The organism is Bradyrhizobium genomosp. I (2014), from assembly GCF_000261685.1.
Classification (GTDB): domain Bacteria; phylum Pseudomonadota; class Alphaproteobacteria; order Rhizobiales; family Xanthobacteraceae; genus Bradyrhizobium.
Window position 1 is genome coordinate 14,060 of record NZ_AJQE01000214.1, and the last position, 20,378, is coordinate 34,437.

At 65.9% G+C, this 20,378-nt stretch carries 20 protein-coding genes and 1 pseudogene; 9 read left to right on the forward strand and 12 right to left on the reverse strand.

What is annotated here, in order from left to right; genetic code table 11:
- Window positions 1-47: 47 nt before the first annotated feature.
- Both IC50_RS20710 and IC50_RS20715 read right to left on the reverse strand, forming a co-directional pair.
- Window positions 48-1,397: a sensor histidine kinase gene (locus IC50_RS20710; RefSeq protein WP_035708919.1), complete on the reverse strand. Its 1,350-nt coding sequence runs from the start codon at window positions 1,395-1,397 to the stop codon at window positions 48-50.
- Window positions 1,397-2,119 carry a response regulator gene (locus IC50_RS20715; RefSeq protein WP_035708921.1) on the reverse strand — a complete coding sequence of 241 codons (723 nt, stop codon included), beginning with the start codon at window positions 2,117-2,119 and terminating at the stop codon, window positions 1,397-1,399. The genes IC50_RS20710 and IC50_RS20715 overlap by 1 nt, the downstream gene beginning before the upstream one ends.
- Window positions 2,120-2,303: 184 nt before the next feature.
- Here IC50_RS20715 and IC50_RS20720 point away from each other — a divergent pair, with 184 nt between their 5' ends.
- The 4 genes and pseudogenes from IC50_RS20720 (at window position 2,304) to IC50_RS43720 (ending at window position 3,764) form a co-directional block, all read left to right on the forward strand.
- Complete coding sequence (locus tag IC50_RS20720) at window positions 2,304-2,525, forward strand: hypothetical protein (protein WP_035708951.1); 222 nt, start codon at window positions 2,304-2,306, stop codon at window positions 2,523-2,525.
- Between the two features lie 73 nt (window positions 2,526-2,598).
- Window positions 2,599-2,916 carry a cysteine rich repeat-containing protein gene (locus tag IC50_RS43185; protein WP_050991047.1) on the forward strand — a complete coding sequence of 106 codons (318 nt, stop codon included), beginning with the start codon at window positions 2,599-2,601 and terminating at the stop codon, window positions 2,914-2,916.
- 78 nt (window positions 2,917-2,994) lie between these two features.
- A pseudogene (locus IC50_RS43715) lies at window positions 2,995-3,348 on the forward strand (sterol desaturase family protein); the annotation flags it as partial.
- A gap of 59 nt (window positions 3,349-3,407) precedes the next feature.
- A complete protein-coding gene (locus tag IC50_RS43720; RefSeq protein WP_277996251.1) occupies window positions 3,408-3,764 on the forward strand; it encodes a sterol desaturase family protein in 357 nt (118 codons plus the stop codon).
- Between the two features lie 14 nt (window positions 3,765-3,778).
- On the opposite strand, the gene IC50_RS20735 is transcribed toward IC50_RS43720, so the two are convergent.
- From IC50_RS20735 to IC50_RS20760, 7 genes are all read right to left on the reverse strand, one after another.
- Window positions 3,779-5,278 carry a phosphomannomutase/phosphoglucomutase gene (locus IC50_RS20735; protein ID WP_035708924.1) on the reverse strand — a complete coding sequence of 500 codons (1,500 nt, stop codon included), beginning with the start codon at window positions 5,276-5,278 and terminating at the stop codon, window positions 3,779-3,781.
- A gap of 155 nt (window positions 5,279-5,433) precedes the next feature.
- Entirely contained in the window at window positions 5,434-5,610 is a 177-nt protein-coding gene (locus IC50_RS43190; protein WP_244429615.1) for a HepT-like ribonuclease domain-containing protein, read from the reverse strand.
- On the reverse strand, window positions 5,525-5,773 hold the full coding sequence (locus tag IC50_RS20740) for a hypothetical protein (RefSeq protein ID WP_244429616.1): 249 nt from the start codon (window positions 5,771-5,773) through the stop codon (window positions 5,525-5,527). The genes IC50_RS43190 and IC50_RS20740 overlap by 86 nt, the downstream gene beginning before the upstream one ends.
- The gene (locus tag IC50_RS20745; RefSeq protein WP_035708927.1) at window positions 5,763-6,059 is read right to left on the reverse strand and encodes a nucleotidyltransferase family protein; all 297 of its coding nucleotides are present in this window, start codon (window positions 6,057-6,059) and stop codon (window positions 5,763-5,765) included. The genes IC50_RS20740 and IC50_RS20745 overlap by 11 nt, the downstream gene beginning before the upstream one ends.
- Before the next feature lie 63 nt (window positions 6,060-6,122).
- On the reverse strand, window positions 6,123-6,635 hold the full coding sequence (locus IC50_RS20750; protein WP_035708930.1) for a TIGR02281 family clan AA aspartic protease: 513 nt from the start codon (window positions 6,633-6,635) through the stop codon (window positions 6,123-6,125).
- 128 nt (window positions 6,636-6,763) lie between these two features.
- Window positions 6,764-9,238, reverse strand: a complete 2,475-nt coding sequence (gene hrpB, locus IC50_RS20755; RefSeq protein ID WP_035708933.1) for an ATP-dependent helicase HrpB — start codon at window positions 9,236-9,238, stop codon at window positions 6,764-6,766.
- Between the two features lie 193 nt (window positions 9,239-9,431).
- A complete protein-coding gene (locus IC50_RS20760) occupies window positions 9,432-10,748 on the reverse strand; it encodes a UDP-glucose dehydrogenase family protein (protein WP_035708936.1) in 1,317 nt (438 codons plus the stop codon).
- A gap of 193 nt (window positions 10,749-10,941) precedes the next feature.
- Here IC50_RS20760 and IC50_RS20765 point away from each other — a divergent pair, with 193 nt between their 5' ends.
- The 3 genes from IC50_RS20765 (at window position 10,942) to IC50_RS20775 (ending at window position 16,224) form a co-directional block, all read left to right on the forward strand.
- Entirely contained in the window at window positions 10,942-12,009 is a 1,068-nt protein-coding gene (locus IC50_RS20765; protein WP_035708939.1) for an acyltransferase family protein, read from the forward strand.
- 174 nt (window positions 12,010-12,183) lie between these two features.
- The gene (gene polA / locus IC50_RS20770) at window positions 12,184-15,273 is read left to right on the forward strand and encodes a DNA polymerase I (protein ID WP_035708941.1); all 3,090 of its coding nucleotides are present in this window, start codon (window positions 12,184-12,186) and stop codon (window positions 15,271-15,273) included.
- A 315-nt stretch (window positions 15,274-15,588) separates the two neighbouring features.
- Complete coding sequence (locus tag IC50_RS20775; protein WP_035708943.1) at window positions 15,589-16,224, forward strand: LysE family translocator; 636 nt, start codon at window positions 15,589-15,591, stop codon at window positions 16,222-16,224.
- A gap of 183 nt (window positions 16,225-16,407) precedes the next feature.
- Here the strand turns inward: IC50_RS20775 and IC50_RS20780 are convergent, their stop codons facing one another.
- Complete coding sequence (locus tag IC50_RS20780; RefSeq protein WP_035708944.1) at window positions 16,408-17,034, reverse strand: glutathione S-transferase family protein; 627 nt, start codon at window positions 17,032-17,034, stop codon at window positions 16,408-16,410.
- Window positions 17,035-17,206: 172 nt separating this feature from the next.
- Here IC50_RS20780 and pyrE point away from each other — a divergent pair, with 172 nt between their 5' ends.
- Together pyrE and IC50_RS20790 are read left to right on the forward strand one after the other, a co-directional pair.
- Window positions 17,207-17,770, forward strand: a complete 564-nt coding sequence (gene pyrE / locus IC50_RS20785; protein WP_027575142.1) for an orotate phosphoribosyltransferase — start codon at window positions 17,207-17,209, stop codon at window positions 17,768-17,770.
- A gap of 255 nt (window positions 17,771-18,025) precedes the next feature.
- On the forward strand, window positions 18,026-18,775 hold the full coding sequence (locus IC50_RS20790) for a DUF2865 domain-containing protein (RefSeq protein ID WP_035708946.1): 750 nt from the start codon (window positions 18,026-18,028) through the stop codon (window positions 18,773-18,775).
- A gap of 154 nt (window positions 18,776-18,929) precedes the next feature.
- On the opposite strand, the gene IC50_RS20795 is transcribed toward IC50_RS20790, so the two are convergent.
- Window positions 18,930-19,361, reverse strand: a complete 432-nt coding sequence (locus IC50_RS20795) for a hypothetical protein (protein ID WP_035708948.1) — start codon at window positions 19,359-19,361, stop codon at window positions 18,930-18,932.
- A gap of 307 nt (window positions 19,362-19,668) precedes the next feature.
- Window positions 19,669-20,367: a ligase-associated DNA damage response endonuclease PdeM gene (gene pdeM / locus IC50_RS20800; RefSeq protein ID WP_035708949.1), complete on the reverse strand. Its 699-nt coding sequence runs from the start codon at window positions 20,365-20,367 to the stop codon at window positions 19,669-19,671.
- Window positions 20,368-20,378: the final 11 nt, after the last annotated feature.

A 20,378-nucleotide genomic window follows, 5' to 3' on the forward strand; every position in this document is an offset into this window, starting at 1 on the left:
ACGCGTTTTCTTCACGCGAACCGGTATCCACTTCGCTCGAAAACGCTTCACGCCGGCTGAAACACCGGCAGGGTGACGCTGACGCGCGTGCCTCCGCCCGGGGCCGCGCCGATCGCGATCGTCCCGCCATGGGCTTCGACCAGGCTGCGAACAACGGCGAGACCAAGACCGGCGCCGCCGGTCGCGCGATTGCGCGACTTCTCCAGCCGGTGGAACGGCTCCAGCACGGTCTGACGCTGATCGGCGGGAATCCCGGGCCCCTCGTCGCCGATCGACACGACGACCGCACCGTCCTTCAGGATCGTGCGCACATGCGCGGCACGGCCATAGGCGAGCGCGTTGTCGATGATGTTGGCGAAGACCCGTCGCAGGGCGAGCCGGTCGCCGAGGACGACGACGTTGCGCGCACGTTCGTCCGCGACCAGATCGACCGCTGCGCCCTGAACGTGCCGGTCGTGCACCTCGACGGCAACCAGCGCGGCGAGCTCGACCATCTCCTGTGACAGTCCGCCGGCACCCGCCCGCGTTGACAGCAGCGCGTCATCGAGCAGCCGGATCATGTCGTCGATATCGGCTACCGCCCGCTGCCGCTCGACATCGTCGGGAATGTGCTCGACGCGCAGCCGCAGCCGTGTCGCAAAAGTCCTGACGTCATGGGCGATGCCGCCAACCAGCGTCATGCGCGCACGCAGCATCTCGGCAAGCCGCCGCTGCAAGCGGTTGAACGCGGCTATGACGGCGCGGATCTCCGGCGCGCTGCGTCGCGCATCCGGCAGCGGCGGCGGATCGGCCGACAGATCGACGCGATCGACGGCGGCGGCGAGCTGCGCCAGTGGCCGCGTCTCGCGCTGCATGACCAGCAGCGCAAGTAGCGCCACGATCGAGCCGAACAGGCCCGCACCGAAGCCGACGGGCAGGCCGAACGGGGTCACCGGCAGCCGGGTATAGGCGTCGATGACCAGCAGATCGCCGCTGCGCAGGCCAATGCGGAATTCGATCGCATTGGCCATCAGCCGCGCGAGGCGGGGAAACAATCGACCGGCGCGACGGTTCGGCGGCGACACGATCTCGACCGGGCGGCCCCCGAGGCCGGCCGCATAGGTCTCGCGCAATTGTCGCTGCTGCTCCGGCGTCTCGCCGTTGACCGGTGCGCCCGACGGCACGATTCGCGCAACGAATTGGGGCGACGACACCGCGTCGAGGACGGCCTGCCGCGCGTCGCCGGCCGTGCGCTCAAGCAGCGTCGCAAGCGCATCGAGGCGCGCGGGCGATGGCCGCGTGAGCTCGTTCTCGTGCACCGTGGTCCGGTAGAAGATCGCCAGGACGACGGTGACGACCACCGTGAAGCCAACCAGTCCGATCAGCGCCAGCCGGGCGGCAAGCGTCACGCGCAGCATCAGGACACCTGCTTGACGGTCGCGGTGAACAGATAGCCGCCGTTGCGCACCGTCGTGATCAGGTTGGAGCCGGGACTTGCACCGTCGAGCTTGCGGCGCAGCCGCGAAATCAGCATGTCCACGGTGCGGTCGAACGGCTCCGCCGAACGACCACGCGTCCAGTCGAGGATTTGGTCGCGCGTCAGCACCCGGCGCGGGCGCTGCACGAAGCAGCCGAGCAGATCGAACTCGGCGCTGGTCAATTGCAGCACCGGCGTGTCGGCCTCGACCGTCTCGACACTGCGGGCATCGAGATCGATTACGAAGCGGTCGAAGGCAAAACGCCGGACCAGCGGCTTTGCCGGAGCCCCGTTGGCGCGGCGCAGGATGGCGCGAACGCGCGCCAGCAGCTCGCGCGGCCCGAACGGCTTGGTGAGATAGTCGTCCGCACCCATCTCGAGACCGACCACGCGATCGATCTCGTCGCTCTTGGCGGTGAGCATCAGGATCGGGAGGGAGTCGTCGGCGCGCAAGCGACGGCAGATCGAAAGCCCATCCTCGCCCGGCAGCATCAAGTCGAGGATGACGAGGTCGGGCCGCAGGCGCTGGAGCGTCGAATCCATCGCCTTGCCGTCGGCGACGCAAGCAACCTCGAACCCCTCGCGCCGCATGAAGTCGGCAACGAGGCGGCTGATCTCGGGATCGTCCTCCACCATGAGGATCGTGGCCGAATGCGCGTTCATCGCCCGCATTGTGGACGACCGCGCGTGCCGCGCAAGGGCAGCGGCGCCGTTGTTACATAGTGTTACATGGAGCCGACAAGGCCCTAACAATCGTTTCCTCCCGGCAATGCGGCGCAGACGCCGCGGCTCCAGTCTCCTGCGCACGGCTCCCGCTCACGGCAGCCCCCAGAAGGAGACGACGACCATGACCAAGCTCTTCCTCACCTCCCTCGTCATCAGCACCCTGTCGGTCGCAGCGGCGGCCGACGCCAATGCCTGGACGAGGTCGGCGACGGCGACCGGGCCGCGCGGCACCTCCCACGTCACCGCGACGGGAAGCTGCGCCAACGGCAGCTGCACGCGCAACGTCACCCGCACCGGCCCGGCCGGCAACACCTACACCCGCACCGGCACCATCTCTCGCTGAGCGGGCCGGGCCGTCGCCGCATTTGCCCCGGGCGGCGGCGGCTCATTGCCCCATAACGGAAAGGACAATTGCCGTGCAATCGATTCTCCGCCTCAGTTCGTTCGCGCAAGCCGCAACCATCGCCGCCGTTGGCGTTGCGGCTTCGACATCCGCGCTCGCCCAGACTCATACGCAGATCACGTCGCAGATGCGCAGCGAGGCGCAAGCCGTGATGCAGGCCTGCCGCAGCGACTATGACAGCCTTTGCACCAATGTCAGCCCGGGCGGCGGACGCATACTCGCCTGCCTGCAATCCCATGCCGGCCGGCTCACGCCATCCTGCGCGAAGGCGCTGCCGCGCGCCCAGGCACTGCGGGACAGTGCCGCCAGCGCCGGCGTCGCGTCGAAATAGGAGGATGCCGTGGGCTACGCCTCACTTCTGCTCGATCCGACGCTCAGGCGCGTGATCCTGGCGACGGCGATCTGCCTGATGCTGCTCGAATACGGCATCGGCCGGCTCGCCCATCGCGACACCCACGACTGGCGCGAGAGCGTTGCCTCTTTCGGCGTGGCCCTCGGACAGAACCTGCTGCGCGCGATCGAGGCAGGCATTCTCGCGATACCGTTCGCATTCCTGTACGAGCACCGCCTGTTCGACTTCGCGCAGACCGGTCCGCTCGCGCTCGCCGGATTGTTCCTGGGGAGCGAGTTCCTGTACTATTGGCAGCATCGCGCCTCGCATCGCATTCGCTGGATGTGGGCGACGCATGCAGTGCATCACTCGACGACGCGACTGAACTTGACTGCGGCGATCCGGCTCGGCTGGACCGGTAACATTTCGGGCAATTTCCTGTTCTTCCTGCCGCTCGCGCTGGTCGGCTTCCATCCCCTTGCGATCGTCGGATGCTCGGGATCAATCTGCTCTACCAGTTCTTCATCCACAGCGACTTCGCGCCGAAGCTCGGCGCGCTCGAATGGGTGCTCAACACGCCGAGCCACCATCGCGTGCATCATGCCTGCAACGAGCCGTGCCTCGACAGGAACTATGGCGGCATCCTGATCGTGTTCGACCGCCTGTTCGGGACCTTTGCCGAACGGCCCTCCGACCAGCCGCTCCGCTTCGGCCTCGTCGGCGGCACACCATCATTCAACCCGATCCGGATCGCGCTCGGCGAATGGATTGCGATGCTGGGCGACGCCTGGAAGGCACGGGGCGCGGGCGCGAAACTCCGCGCCCTGTTCGGCCCGCCCGGGGGTTGAGCGCGCGCAGGCGCTCAGATCTTCTGATTGTACTCGCCGACTTCGGGATGCGTGCGCAGCACGCTGTTCACCATCTCGAACATGTCGTGCATGCGCTGCTCGGAAACCGGGCTCTCGACCACCACGACGAGTTCGGGCTTGTTGGAAGAGGCACGGACCAGGCCCCAGCTGCCGTCTTCCACCGTGACGCGCACGCCGTTGACGGTGACGAGATCGCGGATCGCCTGGCCGCCGATCCTGGCGCCCTTCGCCTGCAGGCCTTCGAAATGCTTCACCACGGCGTCGATGACGCCGTATTTGACCTCGTCGGCGCAATGCGGCGACATGGTCGGCGACGACCAGGTCTTCGGCAGCGCGTTCTTCAGATCGGCCATCGACTTGCCGGGGGCGCGGTCGAGCATGTCGCAGATCGCGAGCGCCGAGACCAGGCCGTCGTCATAGCCGCGGCCATACGGCTTGTTGAAGAAGAAGTGGCCGGACTTCTCGAAGCCCGCCAGCGCGCCCGTCTCGTTGGTGCGGCGCTTCATGTAGGAATGGCCGGTCTTCCAATAGGCGGTCTTGGCACCCTGCTTCTGCAGCACGGGATCGGTGACGAACAGACCGGTCGACTTCACGTCGACGATGAAATGCGCGTCCTTGTGAATCGCCGACATGTCGCGCGCCAGCATCACGCCGACCTTGTCGGCGAAGATCTCCTCGCCGGTGTTGTCGACGACGCCGCAGCGGTCGCCGTCACCGTCGAAGCCGAGACCGACATCGGCCTTGTGATGCAGCACGGCGTCGCGGATCGCGTGCAGCATCTCCATGTCCTCGGGGTTCGGATTGTATTTCGGGAAGGTATGGTCGAGCTCGGTGTCGAGCGGGATCCCCTCGCAGCCGATCGCCTCCAGCACCTGCGGCGCGAACGCGCCGGCGGTGCCGTTGCCGCAGGCCGCGACGACCTTCAGCTTGCGCGTCAGCTTCGGACGAGAGGTGAGATCAGCGATGTAGCGCGCCGGATAGTTCTCGTGGAACTGGTAGGAGCCGCCGGCCTTGTTCCCGAACTCGGCATTGAGCACGATTTCCTTCAGCCGCGTCATCTCGTCGGGACCGAAAGTGAGCGGGCGGTTGGCGCCCATCTTCACGCCGGTCCAGCCGTTGTCGTTGTGCGAGGCCGTGACCATGGCGACGCAGGGCACGGCGAGATCGAACTGCGCGAAATAGGCCATCGGCGTCACCGCAAGCCCGATGTCGTGCACCTTGCAACCCGCCGCCATCAGGCCGGAGATCAGCGCATATTTGATCGAGGCCGAATAGCCCCGGAAATCGTGGCCGGTGACGATCTCCTGCTTGACGCCGAGCTCGGCGATCAACGCGCCCAGCCCCATGCCAAGCGCCTGCACACCCATCAGGTTGATTTCCTTCTGGAACAACCAGCGCGCGTCGTACTCCCGAAAACCGGTGGGCTTCACCATCGGCTCGGATTCGAAGGCATAGGTGTTGGGCAGCAGGACGGGTTTCGGCTTCGGAAACATTGAGACGGTCTCGTGAAAAGGCAGGAATTGATGCAGCCTTAGCGAATGCCGGGCCACGGCGGAAGGCGGGAATGAAGGCTTATGGCCGATAATTGCGGCAGTTTGGTAACGGGAAATGCTGCGCCGGGAGAGACCTGCATGTCCGGCCAAATCGGCTATGGACGTGCCATCTCATCTTCGATGACCGCCCTGAGAGGTGACAGGGCCTGTTGAACGGTCTCCCATACAAGACGGGCAGCGACATCCTCATAGTTGTGGCGATAAACATTGCCCGCCGCCGCCATCTGCCTCCATGCGATCGCCGGGTGCCTCGCCTTCAGCTCCTCTGGCAGACGCCGAGATGCCTCTGAAATGATCTCCAAACACCGTAACAGCATAGACCGCCCGCAGGTCCGCCGCGAATGCCTCGCGGTCGAGACCTGTGGCGAACTCAGCCGCCAAATCGATGTGATGCAAGATGTCCCGCAGGGTCCCGTCGATGCGATCAGAAGGCATACACGACATCGGCCGTCGCGGCAGGCGCGACGTATGATTTCAGAGCGTCGCGATTGACGACATCGACCGGCCCGTCAAAAAGGTTGGCGATATATTCCTTGAGCTCGACGTAGTCGAAGACCGTGATCCGCGCGTCCGGATCAATCTCGACCATGATATCGACGTCGCTCCCGGGATGATTTTCACCCCTCGCGACCGAACCGAACAAGGCGGCATGCAAAATGCCCCGTTCGCGCAGGGCGGGCTCGGACTGTCGCAGGATGGCAATCGCGTCGGGTCCGTTCATGGACGGAATTTAGCACCCCGTCCGGTCTTGAGGTAGGCCCAGCTGGGCCAATTGGAGCGGGACCTACTGCTCCAACACCATCTGACCGTTGGCGTATTCGAAACGCTTCAGGCGGGACAGGAAGGAAAGGCCGAGCAGGTTCTCGGACAATGCCTCGTCGGGCAGGACCATGGCGTCGACGTCGCGCACGATGAGACCGCCGACATCCAGCATGGCTATGCGGGTGCGCGCGGCCTTGATGGTGCCGTTGGCGGTGGAGACGGTGGCGTTGTATTCGCTGCGCGAGGGACGCAGGCCGAAGCGAGCAGCCGAGGTCTCGTTCAGCGCGACGACGGAGGCGCCGGTATCGACCATGAAGCCGATGCGCTGGCCGTCAATCCGGCCCTCGGTCTGGAAGTGACCGCGGCCATCGCGGGAAATGGCGAGGCTGCGGCCGCCGGCCGGCGCCGTGGTCGCAACCGCGACCGTCGCACGCGGCGCGGACGTGGCGGACGCCGAACTCATCCTGTCCGCCATCTGCGCCATGAAGGTGCCGAGGCCGATCATGATGGCCGCGAAGATCATAATGTTACGCATCACATCACTTCCGAGCCGTAAAGCCCGATTTCACCACGCAACCGCTCCACCCGCGAGCGCCGCGGCGGCCAGAGCTTCGCCATTTTGGCGAAAAGAATGAGCGGACGGTTAATGCCGGCCTACAAACCTCACGTCCCGCGCGGCTTCGCCCGCCGCGTCGGCACTGCGTTCGCCGGATCGTCCGGCCAGGGGTGGCGCGGGTAGCGGCCGCGCAGGTCGGAGCGGACCGCGGCGTAGCTGCCGCGCCAGAAGCCGGGGAGATCGCGCGTCACCTGCACCGGGCGCTGCGCCGGCGAGAGCAATTCCAGCACCAGCGGCACCTTGCCGGCGGCAATCGAGGGATGGGTGTCGAGGCCGAACAATTCCTGCAGCCGCACCGCGATGGTCGGCCCCTGCTCGGCCTCGTAATCGATCGCGAGCGCGCTGCCGGTCGGCGCCTCGAAATGCGTCGGCGCCTCGCGATCGAGCCGCGCGCGCATCTCCCACGGCAGCAGCGCCATCAACGCATCGGAGAGATCGCCGGGGGAGATGTCCTTGAGCGCGATCTTGTCGTAGAGCGCCGGCACCAGCCAGTCGTCGCGCCGCGCGATCAGCCCATCGTCCGACAGATCGGGCCAGCTCCCGCCCTCGGCCTTGCGCAGGAACATCACGCGGTCGCGCCACTGCTTGGCCGCCTTCGACCAGGGCAGCCGGTCGAGGCCGGCTGCGATCAGCCCGTCCGCGAAGATGCGCGCGGTGTCCTCCGAGGGCGAGACGGCAAGTGTCGCCTCGGACAGCGTGATCGCGTGCAGCGCACGCCTGCGCCGCGCCCGCAGCGCCATCGCGCCGCGATCGAAGGAGATCTCGTCCGCGGTCTCGATGTGCTCGGCGAAATGCCGCTCGATCTCGTCCTGGGTGATTTGCGCGGCGAGCAGGATGCGTCCGCTCGCCGCCGTCCCCGTCATCTCGCCGATCGCGATGTAGGGCGCGCGGGCGAGCGAGGAAGTCTGCTCGACGGAAGCGCCACGGCCGTTGGCCAGCACGAAACTGCCATTGCCGCGGTTGCGCGCGACACGGTCCGGAAAGGCATAGGCGAGCATCAGACCGGTCGAGAGATCCTCCTGCTGCCCTGCCTTCTCCGAAGCGGCGACCTGCGAGGCCCAGCGCCGCGCGAGATCGCGCGCGCCCGCCGCGCGCGGCGAGCGGTCGCGGCGGAGCTGGTCGCGCCGGTGCTCGAGATCGACGCTGTCGCCCCCTAACCCGCGCTCGGTGATGATGGCCGCGATCTCGGCGGCGGCCTCGCCGCTGCCTGCGCGATGCGAATCCACGATCATGCGCGCCAGCCGCGGCGGCAGCGCCAGCGAACGCAGGCTCTTGCCCTCTGCCGTGATGCGGCCGTCGCCATCGAGCGCGTTGAGCTCCGTCAGCAGGCTCTTCGCTTCCTTCCAGGCCGGCTGGGGCGGCGGATCGAGGAACGACAGTGCGGCGGGATCGCTGACACCCCATTGCGCGAGATCGAGCACCAGCGAGGAAAGATCGGCGCTGAGGATCTCCGGCTGGGTGTAGGGCGCAAGCGAGGCCGTCTGCGGTTCGTCCCAGAGCCGGTAGCAGACACCGGGCTCGGTGCGACCGGCGCGGCCGCGCCGCTGGTCCACCGCCGCGCGCGAGGCGCGCACGGTCTCGAGCCGCGTCAGGCCGATGTCGGGCTCATAGCGCGGCACGCGGGCGAGACCGGAATCGACGACGATGCGCACGCCCTCGATGGTGAGCGAGGTCTCGGCGATCGAGGTCGCCAGCACCACCTTGCGCGTGCCCTTTGGCGCGGGCGCGATGGCGCGGTCTTGCACGGCGGCATCGAGCGCGCCGAACAGCGGCACGATCTCGATAGAGGCGTCGTGCACGCGCTCGCCGAGAAAATTCTGGGTGCGGCGGATCTCGGCGGCGCCCGGCAGGAACGCCAGCACCGAGCCGCTATCGGCGCGGAGCGCGGACGCGATCGCATCCGCCATCTGCCGTTCGACCGGCGCATCCGCCTTGCGGCCGAGATAGCGGGTCTCGACCGGAAAGGCGCGGCCCTCGCTTTCGACGACGGCCGCGTCGCCGAGCAATCTTGCCACGCGCGCGCCGTCGAGCGTGGCCGACATCACGAGGATGCGCAGATCCTCGCGCAGGCCGGTTTGCGCATCGCGCGCCAGTGCCAGGCCCATGTCGGCGTCGAGCGAGCGCTCGTGGAATTCGTCGAACAGGATGGCGGCAACGCCGGAGAGTTCGGGGTCGTCGAGGATCTGGCGGGTGAAGATGCCTTCGGTCACCACCTCGATGCGCGTCGCGCGCGCGATCTTCGAGCCGAAGCGGACGCGATAGCCGACGGTCTCCCCGGTGCGCTCGCCGAGCGATTTGGCCATGCGATCGGCACTGGCGCGTGCGGCGATGCGGCGCGGCTCCAGCACGATGATCTTCCTGTTCCTCGCCCAGGACGCATCGAGCAGCGCAAGAGGCACCCGCGTGGTCTTGCCGGCGCCGGGCGGCGCAACCAGCACGGCCGCGTTATGGGTCTCCAGCGTGCGCGACAAATCGTCGAGCACGGCATCGATCGGGAGGGGCGTGTCGAAGCTGCGAGGCAAGGTCAATCCACTCGTCATGCCCGGTCTTCGTGCCGGGTATCCACGTTCTTTCAGGCGAGAGTGAACAAGACGTGGATGGCCGGGACCCGGCTCCGCGAACGCTTCGCCGGGCTTACAGGTATTGGGCCGGCGAAGCTTAGGTGAAGACGGCAAGCCCGGCCATGACGGCTTCCTTCAACGAGAAATGCAGCTATCAGCCCTGCACAGGGGGCCGGCCGACGCTCTCGTAGGTGAAGCCGGCGGCTTCCATGTCTTCGGGGCGATAGATGTTGCGGAGATCGACGACGACGGGCCGCGCCATGACGCTCTTCAGCCGGTCGAGATCGAGCGCGCGGAACTGCACCCATTCGGTGACGATGACGAGCGCATCGGCGCCTTGCGCGCAGGAATAGGCATCCTCGCAATAGGTGATGCTGGGCAGCTCGCCCTTGGCCTGCTCCATGCCGACGGGATCGAACGCCTTCACCGTCGCGCCCATGTCGATCAGGCCAGTCACCAGCGGGATCGACGGCGCATCGCGCATGTCGTCGGTGTCGGGCTTGAAGGTGAGGCCGAGCACGGCGATGGTCTTGCCGCGCAAATTGCCGCCGAGCGCCTGGCTCACTTTCCGCGCCATCGCGCGCTTGCGGTTCTCGTTGACCGCCAGCACGGATTCGACGATGCGCAGGGAGACGTCGTAGTCCTGCGCGATCTTGATCAGCGCCTTGGTGTCCTTCGGGAAGCACGAGCCGCCGAAGCCGGGCCCGGCGTGCAGGAACTTGGTGCCGATGCGGTTGTCGAGGCCAATGCCGCGCGCGACCTCCTGGACGTTGGCGCCGGCTTTTTCGGAGAGATCGGCGATCTCGTTGATGAAGGTGATCTTGGTCGCGAGGAACGCGTTGGCGGCGTATTTGATCATCTCGGCGGTGCGGCGCGCGGTGAACATCAGCGGCGCCTGGTTCAGCGACAGCGGGCGGTAGATGTCGCCCATCACCTTGCGGCCGCGCTCGTCGGAGGTGCCGACCACGATACGGTCTGGAAACTTGAAGTCGCGGATCGCCGCGCCCTCGCGCAGGAACTCGGGGTTCGAGGCGACGACGACGTCGGCCGCAGGGTTCGTTTCGCGGATGATGCGCTCGACCTCGTCGCCGGTGCCGACCGGCACGGTCGACTTGGTCACTACGACGGTGAAGCCGGTGAGCGCTTGCGCGATCTCGCGGGCGGCGGCGTAGACGTAGGACAGATCGGCGTGGCCATCGCCGCGGCGCGAGGGCGTGCCGACCGCGATGAACACGGCATCTGCGTCGGCAACCGGCCTGGTCAAATCGGTGGTGAATTCCAGCCGCCTGGCCTTGACGTTGGTCGCAACCAGTTCGTCGAGACCGGGCTCATAGATCGGGATCTCGCCCCGATGAAGCGCCGCGATCTTCCTCTCGTCCTTGTCGACGCAGGTGACGTCGTGGCCGAAATCCGCAAAGCAGGCTCCGGAAACCAGTCCCACATAACCCGTGCCGATCATCGCGATGCGCATGAAAAATCCTGTTCCAGCGTGGTTAACGGAAGCCCAATTCGCGGCGGTTTAGCATTTTCCCGAGGTCATGGAACAGTCCGCACGCAAAAACCGGCCCGCGATTTGAACCGGTAAAGAAGTCGGAAACCACTGGGCTCCAAACTGCCCCGCACCCATACAGGGACGGGCGGAACACGCCTCGAAAGGGGACATCATGGCACGATCAGGCACAATCGCGGCGGCCGGGCCTTCCAGGGCCCCTTCTGCCGCGCGTGTCGACTGGGTCGATTATGCCAAGGGCATCTGCATCGTCATGGTCGTGATGATGCATTCGGTGCTGGGGGTCGAGCTCGCCGCTGGGCAGACCGGTTTCATGCATGTCGTCGTGGCCTTCGCAAAGCCGTTCCGGATGCCGGATTTCTTCCTGATTTCGGGCCTGTTCCTGTCTCTGGTGATCGATCGGGACTGGCGAACCTATCTCGACCGCAAGGTGGTGCATTTCGCCTATTTCTATGTCGTCTGGGTGACAATCCAGTTCGGCTTCAAGGCGCCCGCCTTCGCGGCCGAGACGAGCTGGCGCGAGGTTGGGCTCCTGTACCTGGAATCCTTCATCGAGCCGTTCGGCACGCTGTGGTTCATCTATCTGCTGCCGATCTTCTTCGTCGTCACAAAACTGACACGCAAACTCCCGCCGCTCGCGATCTGGCTCCTCGCCGCTGCACTGGAGACGGCGCGGATCACGACCGGCTGGACCGTCATCGACGAGTTCTGTGCGCGCTTCGTCTATTTCTATTCGGGCTATTTGTTCGCGCCTTACGTGTTCGCCCTTTCGGATCGCGCGCGCAACCATCCCGCGCTGGCGCTCGCAGCGCTCGCGGCCTGGGCATTGATCAATGCCGGCCTGGTCGCGCATGGGGCCAGCGAATGGAAGCTCGTCTCGCTCGTGCTCGGCTTTGCCGGCGCCTGCGCCATCATCACGACGGGCACGCTGCTCGCGCGCGCCCGGTGGATGAATTTCCTCCGCTTCTGCGGCGAGCATTCGATCGTGATCTACCTCGCCTTCTTCCTGCCGATGGCGGCAACGCGGACGCTGCTGCTGCGCAAGGGTATCATTCCCGACATCGGAACGATGTCGCTGATGGTCACCATCGCCGGCGTGCTCGGCGCGCTCGCGATCTGGCGGGTAGCGCTGCGACTCAACGCGCACTTCCTGTTCGAGCGGCCCAATGCATTCTGGATTGCGCCGAAGAAGGCGGCGCCGGTGTTGCAGGCGGCGGAGTGACTCGTCATGCCACGCGAAGGCGGGGCATCCAGTATTCCAGAGACAGTTGTTGTCGACCGATAGGCCGCGGCGTACTGGATTCCCCGCCTTCGCGGGGAATGACAGTGGGGATAGTGGCTCAAAAATCCGCCTCCAAAGGCTGTCAAAGGCCGCAAAAATCCATACATTGCGGCCATGCCCAAAACCTCCCCGAAGACCACCGCCAAAGCTGACACCAAGGCCGCGCCGAAAGCTGCCGACACCAAGCCCGCTGCCAAGGCCGCTGCTGCGACAGCTGCTGCCAAACCGGTCGCAACGAAGGCGGCTGGCAAGGGCGACCACGTCTTCCTGGTCGACGGTTCCTCCTACATCTTCCGCGCCTATCACGCGCTGCCGCCGCTGAACCGCAAATCCGACGGCCTCCAGGTCAACGCCGTGCTCGGCTTCTGCAACATGCTGTGGAAGCTCTTGCGCGACATGCCCGAGGACAACCGGCCGACACATCTGGCGATCATCTTCGACAAGTCGGAAATCACCTTCCGCAACAGGATCTATCCGGACTACAAGGCGCACCGGCCGCCGGCCCCGGATGATCTGATCCCGCAATTCGCGCTGATCCGCGAGGCCGTGCGCGCGTTCGACCTGCCCTGCCTCGAGCAAGGCGGCTTCGAGGCCGACGATCTCATCGCGACCTATGCACGGCAGGCGAGCGAGCGCGGCGCCACCACGACCATCGTGTCCTCCGACAAGGACCTGATGCAGCTCGTGAACGACAGGATCGTCATGTACGACACCATGAAGGACCGCCGCATCGGCATCCCCGAGGTGATCGAGAAGTTCGGCGTGCCGCCGGAGAAGGTGGTCGAGGTGCAGGCGCTGGCCGGCGATTCCACCGACAACGTGCCCGGGGTCCCCGGCATCGGCATCAAGACCGCCGCGCAGTTGATCGTCGAATATGGCGACCTCGAGCAGCTCCTGTTCCGCGCCACCGAGATCAAGCAGCCGAAGCGGCGCGAGGCGCTGATCGAGAATGCCGAGAAGGCGCGGATCTCGCGCCAGCTCGTGCTGCTCGACGACAAGGTCGATCTGGAGGTGCCGCTGGACGACCTCGCCGTCCACGAGCCCGACGCGCGCAAGCTGATCGCCTTCCTGAAGGCGATGGAATTCACGACGCTGACGCGGCGCGTCGCCGAATATTCACAGATCGATCCGGCCAACGTCGACGCCGATCCCGGCTACGCGAAGGGCGCAAGTGTATTCTCGCCGCTGCCGCCCTCGGACGTCGTGCCCGCACCAGGGACAGGCACACCGGCGCGAACCGCGCCGGGCGAACGCAACAAGTCGGCGGGCAAGGAGGACAAGGCCGCGAGCCCGAAGGGTGCGCCGATCTCGCTCGCCGCGGCGCGCGAGGAAGCGCTGCGCAAGCTGCCGGTCGATCGCAGCAAATACCAGACCGTCAAGACGCTGAAAGAGCTCGACGCCTTCGTCGCGCGCATCCACGATGCCGGCCATGTCGCGATCGAGATCAAGGCCAACTCCATCGATCCGATGCAGGCCGATCTCTGCGGCATTGCGCTGGCGCTGGCGCCGAACGAGGCATGCTACGTGCCGCTGGCGCACAAGCAGTCCGGCGGTGGTGCCGGCCTGTTCGACGCCGGCCTCGCGCCCGACCAGGTCAAGCACAACGAGGCGATCGAAGCGCTGCGGCCGGTGCTGGAATCGACCGGCATCCTGAAGATCGGCTTCGACGTCAAGTTCACCGCCGTCATGCTGGCACAGCACGGCATCACCCTGCGCAACATCGACGATGCGCTCCTGATCTCCTACGTGCTCGACGCCGGCCGTGGCTCGCATGCGCTGGAATCGCTGTCCGAGCGCTGGTTCGGCCATGCCATGCTGAAGGAAAGCGAGCTGCTCGGCAGCGGCAAGGGCAAGATCACCTTCGACCAGGCGCCGATCGACAAGGCCGCGCCACTGTCGGCGGAAGGCGCCGACATCGCCTTGCGCGTCTGGCGCGTGCTGAAGCCGCGCCTCGTCGCCGAACACATGAGCGCGGTCTACGAGACCCTGGAGCGGCCGCTGGTCGCGGTGCTCGCACGGATGGAACGGCGCGGCATCTCGATCGACCGCCAGGTGCTGTCGCGGCTCTCCGGCGACTTTGCCCAGACTGCCGCCCGCGTCGAGGCCGAGATCCAGCAGATCGCGGGCGAGCCGGTCAATGTCGGCAGCCCGAAGCAGATCGGCGACATCCTGTTCGGCAAGATGGGACTATCAGGCGGCACCAAGACCAAGACAGGCGCGTGGTCGACCACCGCGCAGGTGCTGGACGAGCTCGCCGAGCAGGGCCACGACTTCCCGAAGAAGATTCTGGAGTGGCGCCAGGTTTCGAAGCTGAAATCGACCTACACCGACGCGCTGCCGACCTATGTCAACCCGCAAACCCATCGCGTGCACACGACCTACGCGCTGGCGGCGACCACGACGGGGCGGCTGTCGTCCAACGAGCCGAACCTTCAGAACATTCCGGTGCGCACCGAGGATGGCCGAAAGATCCGCCGCGCCTTCATCGCGACGCCCGGGCACAAGCTGGTCTCCGCCGACTATTCGCAGATCGAGCTCAGGCTGCTCGCCGAGATCGCCGACATTCCCGTGCTGAAGCAGGCGTTCCGCGACGGGCTCGACATTCACGCCATGACGGCATCCGAAATGTTCGGCGTGCCGATCAAGGGCATGCCGGGCGAAATCCGCCGCCGCGCCAAGGCGATCAATTTCGGCATCATCTACGGCATCTCCGCGTTCGGCCTCGCCAACCAGCTCGGCATCGCGCGCGAAGAGGCTTCCGCCTACATCAAGAAATATTTCGAGCGCTTTCCGGGCATCCGCGCCTATATGGACGAGACGCGCGACTTCTGCCGCAGCCATGGCTACGTCACCACGCTGTTCGGCCGCAAGTGCCACTACCCCGACATCAAGGCCTCCAACGCCTCGGTGCGCGCCTTCAACGAACGCGCCGCGATCAACGCTCGGCTCCAGGGCACCGCAGCCGACATCATCCGCCGCGCGATGACCCGGGTGGAGGATGCGCTGGCGGCAAGGAAGCTGTCGGCGCAGATGCTGCTCCAGGTGCACGACGAACTGATCTTCGAGGTGCCGGACGCCGAGGTCGATGCGACCCTCCCCGTCGTGCAGCACGTGATGCAGGACGCGCCGTTCCCGGCCGTGCTGCTCTCGGTGCCGCTGCATGTCGACGCGCGCGCGGCCAACAATTGGGACGAGGCGCATTGATCTCTCCACCAGCACGGTGTCGTCCCGGCGAACGCCGGACCCATAACCACAGGATCGGGTTTGGCGACGATTGCCCATGACGATCTCGCGTCAAACTTCTCCCTGGGGCTATGGGTCGTAAGTTTGGGTGCCTCGCGTATTGTGGGGTCGAGGCGGGCGTTGCGAGACTTATGGGAGGTCTTCTCGACCGTCGGGATCTCGCACCCCGCCTCGTTTGATTGATGCGGGGACCTCAATTGTCCTCCGAGCAATTGCGTCATGGCACCACCACGCCCCGCATATTAGAACCGTGCCATCTCCCGCACCGGTTCACCCATGCCCCACACTCCCGCCCTGCTCGGCTTCGCCCTCGTCTGCCTCGGCCTCGTGCTCACGCCGGGCCCGAACATGATCTACCTGATCTCGCGCTCGATCACGCAAGGGCCGGCGGCGGGCATCGTCTCGCTCGGCGGTGTCGCGCTCGGTTTCGTGTTCTACATGCTGTGCGCGGCGTTCGGCATCACGGCGCTCCTGCTCGCCATTCCCTTTGCCTATGACGCGCTGCGCTTTGCCGGCGCCGGCTATCTGCTCTGGCTCGCCTGGCAGGCGGTGAAGCCGGGCGGGCGTTCGCCGTTCCAGGTGAGAAAGCTCGTGATTGACAGCCCGCGCAAATTGTTCGCGATGGGCTTCGTCACCAACCTGCTCAACCCGAAGATCGCGATGCTTTATCTCGCGCTGCTGCCGCAGTTCATCGATCCCGCCGCCGGCAGCGTGCTGGCGCAGTCGGTGGTGTTAGGGGCAATCCAGATCGCGATCAGCGTCAGCGTGAATGCGATGATCGCGCTCGCGGCAGGCTCGATCGCGCTGTTCCTGGCGAGCCGGCCGAGCTGGATGCTGGTGCAGCGCTGGCTGATGGGCACGGTGCTGGCCGGGCTCGCGGTGCGGATGGCGGTGGAAGCGAAGAAGGTGTGAGCTTTTTCTTCACCCTCCCCTGAAGGGGGAGCGTCGGCACGCGATCGAGCAAAGCGAGATTGCGTGACGGGGTGGGGTGTAAGGCCCCTCCCCGTCCAACAGTGTCCGAGTGGAGAGATCACCCCACCCCGCTCGCGCTACGCGCGATCGACCCTCCCCCTCCAGGGGAGGGTAAGAGCGCCATCAATCCAGCTTCGCATCCATGCCGCGCTTCACCGCCGGGCGGGCCATCAGCGCCTCGTACCAGCGCCTGACGTTGGGGAAGTCGGCCAGATCGACCTTGTGGCGAGGATGGCGCCAGGCCCAGCCCAGGATGGCAAAATCGGCAATCGAGAGCCCGCCGGCGACGAAGTCGCGCCCCTCGAGCCGCTGGTCCAGCACGCCGTAGAGCCGGCGCGTCTCCGCCATGAAGCGCTTCAGGCCGTAGGCGCGATCCAGCTCATTCTCCAGCGCGATGAAATGGTGCACCTGGCCCGGCATCGGGCCGAAGCCGCCCATCTGCCACATCAGCCATTCGTAGACGGGGATCCGCTCGCCAAGCGATTTCGGCAGGAATTTGCCGGTCTTTTCGCCGAGATAAAGCAGGATCGCGCCCGATTCGAAGATGCTGACGGGCTTGCCGTCCGGCCCCTCGGGATCGACGATCGCCGGGATCTTGTTGTTGGGAGAGAGCTTGAGGAACTCCGGCGCCATCTGCTCGCCCTTGGTGATGTTCACCGGGATCACCCTGTAGGGCAGCCCCATCTCCTCCAGCGCGACCGAGATCTTGCGGCCGTTCGGCGTGTTCCAGGTGTAGAGCTCGATGGTCATTCCCGTTTCCTTCCCCAAGAGGCTTGCCCCTCAACTACTCCAGAAGGTTGCGCCCTCACAACCGGCGGTTCGGGATGGCCGATCCCTGTTGACGGGAGACGCCACCTCTGGAATGTCGCGACTGTGCCGGATAAATTCCGCCTCCACCAAAAACGCTGTTCGAGGGACCGCCGTGTCGAAATCAGCCTCCCGCGCCCGCTTGTTCGAAATCATCCGCCGGCGCTCATTCGGCCGCGGCGAGGTGACACTCGCGTCGGGCCGCAAGAGCGATTTCTACTTCAACCTCAAACCGACCATGCTCGACCCTGAAGGCGCGACCCTGCTCGCCGAGCTGACCTATGAGGCACTGAAGGACGACCAGCTCGATTTCATCGGCGGACTCGAGATGGGCGCGGTGCCGCTGGCTGGCGCGCTGGCGCAGATCTCCTGGATCAAGGGCCATCCGATCGCGGCCTTCTTCGTGCGCAAGAAGCCGAAAGAGCATGGCGCCAAGCTCGCGATCGAGGGCCTGCCCAAGGGCGAGACGCTGGCAGGCAAGCGCGTCGTGATCGTCGAGGACGTCACCACCACAGGCGGTTCGGCGATGAAGGCGGTGGAATCGGTGCGCGAGACCGGCGCCAATGTGGTGCTGGTGCTGACCATGGTCGACCGCGAGGAGGGCGCCACCGACACGTTCGGTGCGGCCGGCCTGCCGTTCCGCTCGCTGTACAAGGCGTCGGAATTCCTGAAGGCGTAAGAGAACGAAACGAGACATTCTCGGTCGACATGCCTGAGCGTGCCCCGGAAGCAACGCCGTCCGTGAAAGCTGCGCCCGGCCTTAAAGAGATCACCGCCTCGTCTTGAAACCGCCTCCACGCAACTGCTCATTTACCATCGCGAACTAAGGTGAATCGTGTGCTGAGACCTCGAACGGTCCCGGCCGGTTCAGTAGCGTCGGGTGGAGTGAGCCTTGCGTACAGAGTTATCCCATACGCGGCGGCTGCGTCGTGCGATGCTCGTAGCTGTCATGGTTGCGGTTCCTGTGCTCGCGGCCTCGACCCCGGTTTCGGCCGAGGGCCTGTTCGACTTCCTGTTCGGCGGAATGCAACGGCCACAGCCGGCAACCTCCTCCGATCCCTTCACGGGCCAGCAGAATCCGGCAAACCCGCAATATGTACCGCCGACACGCTCGGCCGCAGCCGGCTCGGGCCCGGCCTTCTGCGTGCGCAGCTGCGATGGCAAGTATTTTCCGCTGATGCGAGGCACCGTGTCACCGGCGCAGATGTGTCAGGCGTTCTGTCCCGCCACCGCGACAAAGGTCTATTTCGGGTCCAGCATCGACGGCGCCTATTCGCAGACCGGCGAGCGCTATGCCGACAGCGAGAACGCGTTCGCCTATCGCAAGGCGCTGCGCGCCGACTGCACCTGTAACGGCCGCGAGCCGGTCGGCCTCGCCCCGGTCGATCTCGCGCTGGACTCTTCACTGAAGGCCGGCGACGTGATCGCCACCACCGACGGCCTCGTCGCCTATACCGGTATCCGCGTCGGCAACGACCAGGCCGCGGACTTCACCCCGGTTGCCTCCTATCCCGGTCTTACCGCGCAGGTCCGCGCACGCCTCGGTGAAATGAAGGTGGCGCCGGTGCGGGCAGAGACGATGTCGGCAGATGCGCCGGCCGCAGAGATCGTGCGCGAGGCGCTGCCCGATGTGACGGTGCCGAAGACGGCCGCGAAGCCGGCGAAGCGGGCGGGGCTGGATTGATCTCGTGTCCCGGACGGCGGCGCAGCGCGAAAGCGATGCGATGCTGAGCCGGGACCCATAGAATGCCGCGAGATGGGCCCCGGCTCTGCAGCGCATCGCACCGGACGATGCTTCGCATCGCCGGGAGCGCTGCGCTTTGTCCGGGGCACGGCGATCATCTGCCGATGATCACCCCGATCACGTTCGGCGCGGCCAGATATTTCTCCTCGATCGCCGCGCGCGCAGCGGCGCGGTTTTCCGGCGTCAAGAGGCCACGCTTCTCGGCCAAGATCATCCAGCAAAAGCCCCACCAATCGGTCAGCATGCCCGCTTCGTCGACGAGGTCATAACCCTGCTCGGCCGCGAAGATGCGCGCATGCGCCTCGTCCAGCGTGTCGAGAAACAGATGGTCCTCCGTCGAGAACAGATCGTCGCTGACGTCGTCGATGGTGTAGCCCCAGATCGACTGGCACACCGCGTTGAACTCGCGATCGAACTGGTCGTCGTCGACGGCATAACGGCGCGCCGCCTGATGCAGCCGCGACAGCGATCGCGCGAAATCGGCGATCCGGGTGAGGGCAAATTGATCGAAGGCGATGGTGGACATCTAGTCCTCGCAAAGTCTGACAGCCGCTAGATATTGTGTCGGCGATGCGCCGAATCACAATGATATATCAAAGACTTGCTAAATTGTTCTTAATTTGTTCTGAGGCGATCAAGGATCCCCGTCCGACCAGGGCCCGCTGTGATTGCCGGAATCGAAAGGGGCCGCCTCGCAGCGACCCCTTGCCGGTTACAATCTTGTTCGGGATGAGAAATCCAGCCCCGGCGAGCGTGAGGTTAGAGCCGGCGACAGGCTTGGGCGATTCCGGAAAACTACTGAATGGAGTGCTGTCCTAGTTTCGGCCGGCGTCTCAATAGCAGCGCGAGGCCGCAATGGCGTGGACGCGGCGGTCACCGAGCAGATGAGCGACGAAGCCGTTCTTCGGAAAGATCTTGGCGAAGGCAGCATCGCGGATACTGAGGCCGCCGGCATAGGCGCCGAAGGCCGGCATCACCACCCGTGCGCCGTCGGAGGCGAAGCAGCGGCGCTCCATCGAGCGTCCGCGCGCGGAGACGCGCGCCTTCGGATGCAGATGGCCGGCGATCTCGCCGCTTGCACCGGTCGGCTCGTGACGGAAGGTGATCGGGCCGATCATGACTTCGTCCGCGACGGTGCCGCCGAGATCGCGCGGCAGCATGGGATCGTGATTGCCCGAGATCCAGATCCAGTCGCGGCCGCTCTGGAGCGCGGCGACCGCGTCGCGGTCCTGCGCCGACAGGCGCTCATGCGCGGTGCGATCGTGAAAACTGTCGCCGAGCGCGATGACGATTCGGGGATCATGGCGGGCGATGACGGCGGCGAGACGGCTCAGCGTGGCCAGCGTGTCGTAAGGCGGCAGCAGCACGCCGCGGGTGGCGAAGCTGGAGCCCTTTTCCAGATGCAGATCGGAGACGACGAGCAGGCGCTGCTCTTCCCAGAACAATGCGCCGGAGAGGTCGGCGTGCAGCGCGATGCCTGCGACGTCAACGTGCCGCGTCGAAGTTATCGATACCGCCACATTCTCCGTCATGGCCGGGGGGG